This window comes from Lapillicoccus sp. (genome assembly GCF_039935575.1).
Classification (GTDB): Bacteria; Actinomycetota; Actinomycetes; order Actinomycetales; family Dermatophilaceae; genus Lapillicoccus.
In genome coordinates this window covers 46669-54692 of sequence record NZ_JBDTKA010000047.1, presented here as the reverse complement: position 1 = coordinate 54692, position 8024 = coordinate 46669, and the positions used below count along the sequence as shown (strand labels likewise).

Sequence of the window (8024 nt, the reverse complement as noted above, 5' to 3'; positions counted from 1 at the left end):
AGATGACCTGGGAGTGACCGCCCATCTCGTGGCGCGAGTGGGTGCCGGCGGTGTTGCAGGCGATGACGACGCATTGGTTCTCGACTGCGCGAGCATGCGCGAGCAGCGTCCAGTGCGTCACCCGCATCCGAGGCCAGGCAGCCGGAATCACGAAAACCTTTGCGCCACGGTCTAGCTGGGCCCGGTAGAGCTCGGGGAACCGCAAGTCGTAACAGGTCGACAGACCTGCTGTCACCGTCTCGTCGCCGACCCCGGTCGGCAGCTCGGCCGTGACAACCAGCTCGCCCGCCTCCATCAGAGCCGGCTCCCCGGCCCCGAAACCGAACCGGTGGATCTTGCGATAGGTCGCGAGGAGGGCCCCGTCTGACCCGAACAGGAGCGAGGTGTTCCAGAGGTCCTTGCCCTCGGGGCCGGTGCTCCCGTCCGTGCTCGTCTCGACGATCGACCCCGCGTGCAGGGTGAGTTCGGCATCGCGGGCCGCGGCGCTCATCGCCTGGGCGACCGCTCCCGCCGGCGTGTCGGCGCGCGACTCCCATGTGTCGTAGGCGAACCCGCCGGGAGCCCACAACTCCGGCAGCACGACGAGGTCGTGACCGCGCTGCGCACGAACCATCTCGGCGACCCGGTCGACCCGGTCGGCGACGTCCTCGCTGTCGTCGTACCCGAGCTGGATGAGGGCGACCCGCATACCTAGACCCCCCCGCTCCCACGTCTGGTAGCAAGATCCTTCAGGCGCTCGTTGTAGGCCACCAGCTCGGCGTCACCGTCGCGATCGGCCTGCCGATCCGTGCGGCGGGCGAGCGCTGCGTCGGTGCGCACCCAGTCCACGACCACGAACATAGCCAACACCAGCGTGGGCAGCTCTCCGACACCCCAGGCGATACTGCCGCCCAGCTGCTGGTCGGCGACGACGTCGGGGATCCACGGGATCTGCACGGTGGAGAAGAAGTCGGGGGCGAGCAGGACCGTCCCCGACATCAGAGCCACGCCGAAGAACGCGTGGAAGGAGACGGTGACGAGCAGGATGAGCAGGCGCAGCGACGGCGACCACTTCGGCGGCCCGGGATCGCGGCCTACCAGCACCCAGGCGAAGAGGTATCCGGTCAACAGGAAATGGGCGACCATGAGCACGTGCCCGGTATGCGTCGCCAGCGCCAGGCCGAACAGCGGTGAGAAGTAGAAGATCGCGAGGCTGGAGAAGAACAACGCTGCAGCGACGACCGGGTTGGCGAGCACGCGCATCGGCCGTGAGTGGACGAGTCCGAGCAGCAGCTCCCGCAACCCGATGCTCCCGTCTCCCCGCGCCGGAATGGCGCGCAGCGCGAGGCTGATGGGTGCGCCGAGCACCAACAGCGTCGGCACGTACATCGCGATGACCATGTGCTCGATCATGTGCCACGAGAACGAGACTCGACCGAGCACCCCGGGAGCGCCGCAGGTCGCCCAGACCATCAGGACCCAGCCGAAGACCCAGCTGAGCGTGGCCATCACGCTCCACCGGTCGCCTCGGCGCCGCAGCCGGACGACCCAGGCCAGGTAGGCCCCGATCGCGACCACGGCGACAACACCCCACAGCCAGTCATACCGCCACAGCGTCAACCAGGTGCTGCCGTCCGGTGCAGCAGGCGCTGGGTAGGAGGTGAGCCGTACCGCCGGGCTGACGTCCACCGGCAGGTCGAGGTTGGGCGGTGCGCTCCGGCTCAGTGCGGCCGCGAACCCGAAGGCAACACCCATCACCAACGTCTCGATCGTGGCGAACCTCACGAACAACGCCCGCTCCGACGTCGCAGCGCGACCGTCGCCCATCCGGTCGACGACCCGACGGCGTTGCTGCATCCCCAGCAGCCCGAGAAGCACGAGGCACGCGGCTTTGACCACGACGAGAACCCCGTATGGGGTTGTCAGGTTACCGAGCTCGGAGACACCACCCAGCCGGACCAGTGCGCTGACGACGCCGGAAACGGCGACGGCGACGAAGCACCAGAGCGCCAGTGTGGAGAACCGCGAGACCACAATGGGTAGGTGACGGCCGAGCAGTGGCCGCATCACGACGATCGCCATGAGCCCGCCGACCCAGAGCAGCGCACCGACCAGGTGGGCGGCAAGAGTGTTGACCGCAGTCTCGTGGTCCGTTCCTCCGCTCGCGTGCCCGGCGAGCGCCAGCGGCAGCACGGCCCCGATCGAGAGGATGGCGGCGGCGGCAACACCGCCCCGCCGCAGTGCGAACGCGGCCACGGTGACCGCAGCTGCCGCGAGCGCAGCGCTGATCAGCCCGACTCGGAGGGTCTCCAGCGACCATACGTAGGTTGCGAACTGCGTCCAGAACTGGCCGTCGCCGAGCGGCGTCCCCGCCGCGTCCGAAAAGCCGAGCACGACTAGCAAGAGCCCGGCGACCACCCAGACGAGTCCCGTCGTGACGGCATACCGGGAGGCACGAAGCAGAGTGGCCGGCGTGCTGTGCCCCGGCAGCAGGAAGGCACCTAGCACCAGCAGCCCGACGGTCAGTGCAGCGCTCGCGTCGTAAACGACCGTCAGCAGGGGTAGGCCCCATCGGACGACCGGTCCGACGTCTGCGAGCCCCTCGACGACCGGCGTCGCGGCCCCGCCCACGATGACCGCCACGACGCAGGCGAAAAGCGCGACGGCGAGGGCTGCGACTGCCGCCCCACGAGCGGGCGCCGTCACCGTCGCCGGTGCGCCGCCCACCGATGCTCGAGGGATGGCCACCCCATCAGCGTAGATACAGTGCCTGTATGCCTCAGCACCCGGCGCCACCGACCGACCTCGCCGGACTGGTGGCCGCCTACGAGCAGACCGCCCGTGCGGTGGTCGACCTCGGCCAGACCTTGACGGCGCGTGACTTCGACAAACCCACCGAGTGCCCCGGCTGGAGCGTCAAGGACCAGTTCAGCCACGTCGTCGGGCTCGAGTCGTGGCTCGACGGTGCCACACCTCCGTCGGTCAACGTGCCCGACCTGCCCCATGTGAAGAACGCGCAGGGCGAGTTCATCGAGCTCTTCGTCCAGGACCGCCGCGACCGCGAGGGGACCGACGTCGTCGGTGAGCTCGAGGACGTGATCGCCAGTCGGCTCTCGGCCATGCGGGACCCTTCGCTCAACGAAGACAGCGCCGTCAAGGGTCCGTTCGGCCGCACCACCGCCTCGCGAGCGATGACGTTGCGCGCCATCGACATCTGGGTCCACGAGCAGGACATTCGGACAGCCGTGGGTCGACCCGGCGACCTCGACACCGCGGCCGCTTCCCTGTTCGTGGCGGCCATCATCAGCGCGTTCCCGAGGGTCGTCGCCCGCGACGCCGCCGTCCCCGTGGGTCATGCGGTCATCGTCGACGTCACTGGTCCAGTCATGGCCCGGGCGGGTGCACGAGTGGTGCTCGACGCCGAGCGCCGCACCTGGGGTGAAGAGCTGTTCACCGGAGAGTCCCACGACGAGGACACCGCCAGCGCCCCTATGGCGACCACCTCGATCGTCCTGTCGACGGACGCGCTCACCCGTCGGGGCGCTGGACGACGATCGGTAGACGACCTCGTCTACTCGGTCACCGGCGACGCGGACATCGCCGCCGCGGTCCTCGAGAACCTTGTCATCACCAGCTGACCAGCCGCAGGACAGCGCTTGTGTGGCGCATGCAAGTTTCTCGTGGCATAGTTGCGTGGTTCATGCAACCAAGCCCGTCACTCGCGGGCTCCCACCAGGGGAGGGGGCCGCCGATGCCGGTCGAGCTCAGCACCGCGGAGGCGATGTCCAATACCGTGATCCGGGTCATCAAGATCATGGCCTCGATGAGGCACCATGCCCCGCGTCAGCACGCGGCCGTGGATCCCTCGCACTACGCCCTGCTGTTCAGCGTCTCCGGCGAGCCCCGTCGGGTGTCGGCGGTCGCTGAGAGCATCCATTCAGACGTCTCAACGGTGAGCCGCCAGGTATCCCACCTCGTCCAGCACGGTCTGCTGGAGAAGATCGGGGATCCCGACGACGGTCGGGCCCAGCTCCTCTCCCTCAGCCCCATGGGCCGCGAGGTGATCGAGAAGCTTATCCGTGGCCGCGGCGAGTGGTTCGAACAGATTCTCACCTCATGGTCGGACGACGACGCCCAGACCTTCGAGCATTACCTCACCCGGTTCGGCGACGACCTCGAGGCCTTCAAGGCCCGCATCCTCGTGTCCGCCGGACCGGTGACGTCCACGAACCACAACCAGGAGTCCTGACATGGCTACCGACACCACAGCCGCAGTCCCCGCTGGGCCACCCGGCGAAGACCAGTTCGACCGTCCCGACGCGCCATTGACCCACCGGCAGATCATCACCATCCTCATCGGGCTGATGATGGGCATGTTCCTCGCGGCGCTCGACCAGACCATCGTGGCCTCGTCGATCCGCACCATCGCCGACGACCTGCACGGTCTCTCCGCGCAGGCCTGGGTGACGACGGCATACCTCATCACCTCAACAATCGTCACCCCGCTCTACGGCAAGCTCTCCGACATCTACGGTCGCAAGCCGTTCTTCCTGTTCGCGATCTCGATCTTCACGATCGGCTCGATGCTCTGCACGCTCGCGACCTCGATCGGGACCCTGGCGACATACCGGGCCATCCAGGGGCTCGGCGCCGGCGGCCTCTTCGCGCTCGCCCTCGCCATCATCGGCGACATCGTCCCGCCGCGTGAGCGGGCGAAGTACCAGGGCTACTTCCTCGCCGTCTTCGGCACCTCGAGTGTCCTGGGCCCGGTCATCGGCGGCTTCTTCGCCGGACAGAGCACCATCCTCGGCATCACGGGATGGCGCTGGGTCTTCCTCGTCAACGTCCCGATCGCCATCGCTGCGCTCTTCGTCGTCACGCGCACCCTGCACCTGCACCACGTGCGTCGCGACCACCGGATCGACTGGTGGGGCGCGGTCATGCTGACCGTCGGCCTGGTGCCGCTGCTCATCGTCGCCGAGCAGGGTCGTGAGTGGGGCTGGGGCTCCACCAACGCGCTGCTCTGCTACGGCATCGGCATCCTCGGTGTGGCCGGGTTCTTCGTCGTCGAGCGCGCGATGGGCGAGGAGGCGCTGATCCCCCTGCGCCTGTTCCAGATTCGCACCGTCGGCGTGGCGTCGATCGCATCGGTCTTCATCGGTATGGGCATGTTCGGCGGTCTCGCCGCGCTCCCGCTCTACCTGCAGATCGTCAAGGGCGCCGGCCCGACGCAGGCGGGTCTGCTCCTGCTGCCGCTCACGATCGGCATCATGTTCGGCTCCATCCTGTCCGGCCAGATCATCTCTCGGACCGGACGCTACCGGCAGTACCCGATCATCGGTGCGGGCCTGCTGGCCGCGTCCATGTGGGGGTTCCACTACATCGGAGCGGACACCGCCACCTGGATCTCGATGATCATCATGGTGTTCTTCGGCGTCGGCCTCGGGTTCAACTTCCAGCCGCTGACCCTGGCCGTCCAGAACGCCGTGAGCCCCCGCGACATCGGGGTGGCCACGTCATCGGCGACCTTCACCCGCCAGATCGGCGGCACTTTGGGCACCGCCATCTTCCTGTCCATCCTGTTCTCCAAGGCGGCCGAGAACATCCCGGCCGCTTACAACGCCGCCCGGCAGTCACCCGACTTCCTCGCGGCACTGCAGGACCCGCAAGGTAACCCAGCGGCCAACGCGCAGTTCATCGCCGGCATCAAGAGCGCGGCCACCGACGGTGGCGCGGCGTTCAACAGTGCCCTCAGCGACTCGTCGTTCGTGCAGAAGATCGACCCCCGGCTGGCGCACCCCTACCTCGAGGGGTTCTCGTCGTCGATGCAGGCGGTGTTCTTCGTCGCGACCTTCATCCTGCTCGCTGCCTTCGCGGTCACCTGGTTCCTCCCTCGGGTGGAGCTGCGCAGCAACGAGGCGTTCCACGAGGCGGGGGCAGCCGACAACCGGGCTATCGCGGGTCAGAACGGCCACGCCCCCGTGTCGGCGTCCACCCCGCAGGACGCTCCGCTCGAGCAGGATGCCGAACCCGCCCTCGTGGGGGCGCCGTCCGGTGGCTCTGATGACTCCGGTGATCCAGCGGCCGTCACCTCGGCAGTCGAGGACTACCCGGCGCGCAGCCGCAAGCGCGGTCGGCACCGCATGGAGCACGGCGAGAAGCTGCACTAGGCAACGTTCGCGAGGCGCGCTGAGCGCCGCGGTGTGCAAACCGACCCGGCTACCTCCACGTATGGGGTAGCCGGGTCGCTCATGTCGTGGCAGGCTCGGCCTCGGCCGCGCACATCCTGCTCATCGGGGTTTGACAGGATCCCGTGCTTCCTCTCGCCCGTACCCGGGTCGAAGGTGCGGCCTGCGGTCATCCCCGCACTCCTCTCCACCAGGGAAGGCACTACATGAGAAGACTGTCCAGCGTCGTCGCCGCCGCCGGCCTGCTCGCCGGCTCCGTCGCGGGAGGGCTCGCGCTCGCCCCCTCGGCCCAGGCCACGGCCACGGTTGCCGCGCAGCCCGCTGCACCGGCATACACACCCCCTCCCATCGCCTGGGGGGCCTGCACGAACCCGACGCTGGTGCGCTTCGGCGCTGAGTGCGGGATGGTCACGGTTCCGCTCGACTACGCCAAGCCCGGCGGGACGAAGATCAAGCTCGCCGTCTCGCGGCTGAAGCACACCACACCTGACAGTCAGTACCAGGGCATCACGCTGGTCAACCCCGGTGGCCCGGGAGGTTCCGGGATCATCTACTCCATCTTCCGCGACATCGTCCCCAACGGCGGCGGGCAGTCGTACGACTGGATCGGGTTCGACCCGCGCGGTGTGGGCTCGAGCCAGCCCTCGCTGACCTGCGACGGCAACTACTTCGGGTACGACCGGCCCTACTACGTGCCGGTCTACCCGAGCGTCGAACAGATCTGGCGCAACAAGACCGCCCGGTATGCCGCCGACTGCGCCAAAGCAGGTGGCGGGCTGCTCGACCACATGAAGACGACCGACTCCGTCGCCGACATGGAGAGCATCCGAGCTGCCCTCGGAGAGAAGAAGATCAACTACCTCGGCTTCTCCTACGGCACTTACCTGGGCCAGGTCTACGCGACCTTGCACCCTGACCGGGTGCGCCGGTTCGTCTTCGACAGCAACGTCGACGCGCGCAAGGTCTGGTACCAGGCCAACCTCGACCAGGACGTCGCCTTCGACGCCAACATCGGCATCTACTTCGACTGGATCGCCAAGTACGACAGCGTCTACCACCTCGGCAACGACGGTGCTGCGATCGAGAAGACCTACTACCGGGTCCTCAACCAGCTGCGCGCCAACCCGCAGGCGGGCGGTCTGATCGGTCCGGACGAGTGGACCGACGCGTTCCTCGGCGCGGGCTACTACGTCTACGGCTGGGAGAGCACCGCTGAGGCGTTCTCGAAGGCGGTCAACCAGGGCGACTTCAGCGCCATCAAGGACCTCTACGACAGCGCCAACGGGGTCCAAGGTCCCGGCGCCGACAACGGCTACGCCGTCTACAACGCGGTGCAGTGCACCGATACCTCCTGGCCTAAGGCCTGGCAGAAGTGGAAGGTCGACAACTGGACCATCTATGGCCAGCACCCGTTCGAGACCTGGTCCAACGCCTGGTACAACGCGCCCTGCATCACCTGGGCCGGCAAGTCCGGCACACCGGTGACCGTGGACGGGTCCAAAGCCCCGCCGATCTTGCTGATCGACGAGACCCACGACGCGGCCACCCCGTATGCGGGTTCGCTCTACACCCGGCGCATCTTCCCGAAGTCGGTCCTCATCGAGGGTGTCGGCGGGACGACGCACGCAGGCTCGTTCTCCGGGGTGGCGTGCACGGACGACAAGATCGCCGCGTACTTCGCCACCGGTGCACTCCCGGCCCGCGTGTCCGGCAACCGCTCCGACGTCCAGTGTGACCCGGTGCCCCAGCCCGACCCGACGGCAACCACCGCGTTGCAGCGGTCAGCGAGCCCGGAGACGACGAAGGCCATGGACATGAAGGCGGTCCTTGACCAGCTCCACACGAGCGCCCGCTAGA

General features: G+C 68.0%; 6 protein-coding genes. 4 read left to right on the top strand and 2 right to left on the bottom strand.

The features are described from left to right. Nucleotides 1–688, bottom strand: a 688-nt coding sequence (locus tag ABI385_RS06165) for a nitrilase-related carbon-nitrogen hydrolase (protein ID WP_348102869.1), incomplete at its 3' end; no start/stop codon positions are given. Nucleotides 689–690: 2 nt separating this feature from the next. Beyond that, the gene (locus tag ABI385_RS06160) at nt 691–2727 is read right to left on the bottom strand and encodes a cytochrome c oxidase assembly protein (protein WP_348102868.1); all 2037 of its coding nucleotides are present in this window, start codon (nt 2725–2727) and stop codon (nt 691–693) included. A gap of 26 nt (nt 2728–2753) precedes the next feature. On the opposite strand from ABI385_RS06160, the gene ABI385_RS06155 reads away from it, so the two are divergent. The 4 genes from ABI385_RS06155 to ABI385_RS06140 all read left to right on the top strand — a co-directional run bounded on the left by ABI385_RS06155 (nt 2754) and on the right by ABI385_RS06140 (nt 8023). Continuing rightward, the gene (locus tag ABI385_RS06155; protein ID WP_348102867.1) at nt 2754–3617 is read left to right on the top strand and encodes a maleylpyruvate isomerase family mycothiol-dependent enzyme; all 864 of its coding nucleotides are present in this window, start codon (nt 2754–2756) and stop codon (nt 3615–3617) included. Nucleotides 3618–3730: 113 nt separating this feature from the next. Beyond that, on the top strand, nt 3731–4228 hold the full coding sequence (locus tag ABI385_RS06150) for a MarR family transcriptional regulator (protein WP_348102866.1): 498 nt from the start codon (nt 3731–3733) through the stop codon (nt 4226–4228). A gap of 1 nt (nt 4229) precedes the next feature. Then, the gene (locus ABI385_RS06145; RefSeq protein ID WP_348102865.1) at nt 4230–6149 is read left to right on the top strand and encodes an MDR family MFS transporter; all 1920 of its coding nucleotides are present in this window, start codon (nt 4230–4232) and stop codon (nt 6147–6149) included. Between the two features lie 224 nt (nt 6150–6373). Further along, nucleotides 6374–8023, top strand: coding sequence for an alpha/beta fold hydrolase (locus ABI385_RS06140; RefSeq protein ID WP_348102864.1), 1650 nt, complete (start codon nt 6374–6376; stop codon nt 8021–8023). Nucleotide 8024: the final 1 nt, after the last annotated feature.

What these genes read in the sequence shown, in the direction of transcription:
- ABI385_RS06145 (WP_348102865.1), top strand. Translation starts at nt 4,230, where the DNA reads ATGGCTACCGACACCACAGCCGCAGTCCCCGCTGGGCCACCCGGCGAA.
- ABI385_RS06140 (WP_348102864.1), top strand. Translation starts at nt 6,374, where the DNA reads ATGAGAAGACTGTCCAGCGTCGTCGCCGCCGCCGGCCTGCTCGCCGGC.
- ABI385_RS06150 (WP_348102866.1), top strand. Translation starts at nt 3,731, where the DNA reads ATGCCGGTCGAGCTCAGCACCGCGGAGGCGATGTCCAATACCGTGATC.
- ABI385_RS06155 (WP_348102867.1), top strand. Translation starts at nt 2,754, where the DNA reads ATGCCTCAGCACCCGGCGCCACCGACCGACCTCGCCGGACTGGTGGCC.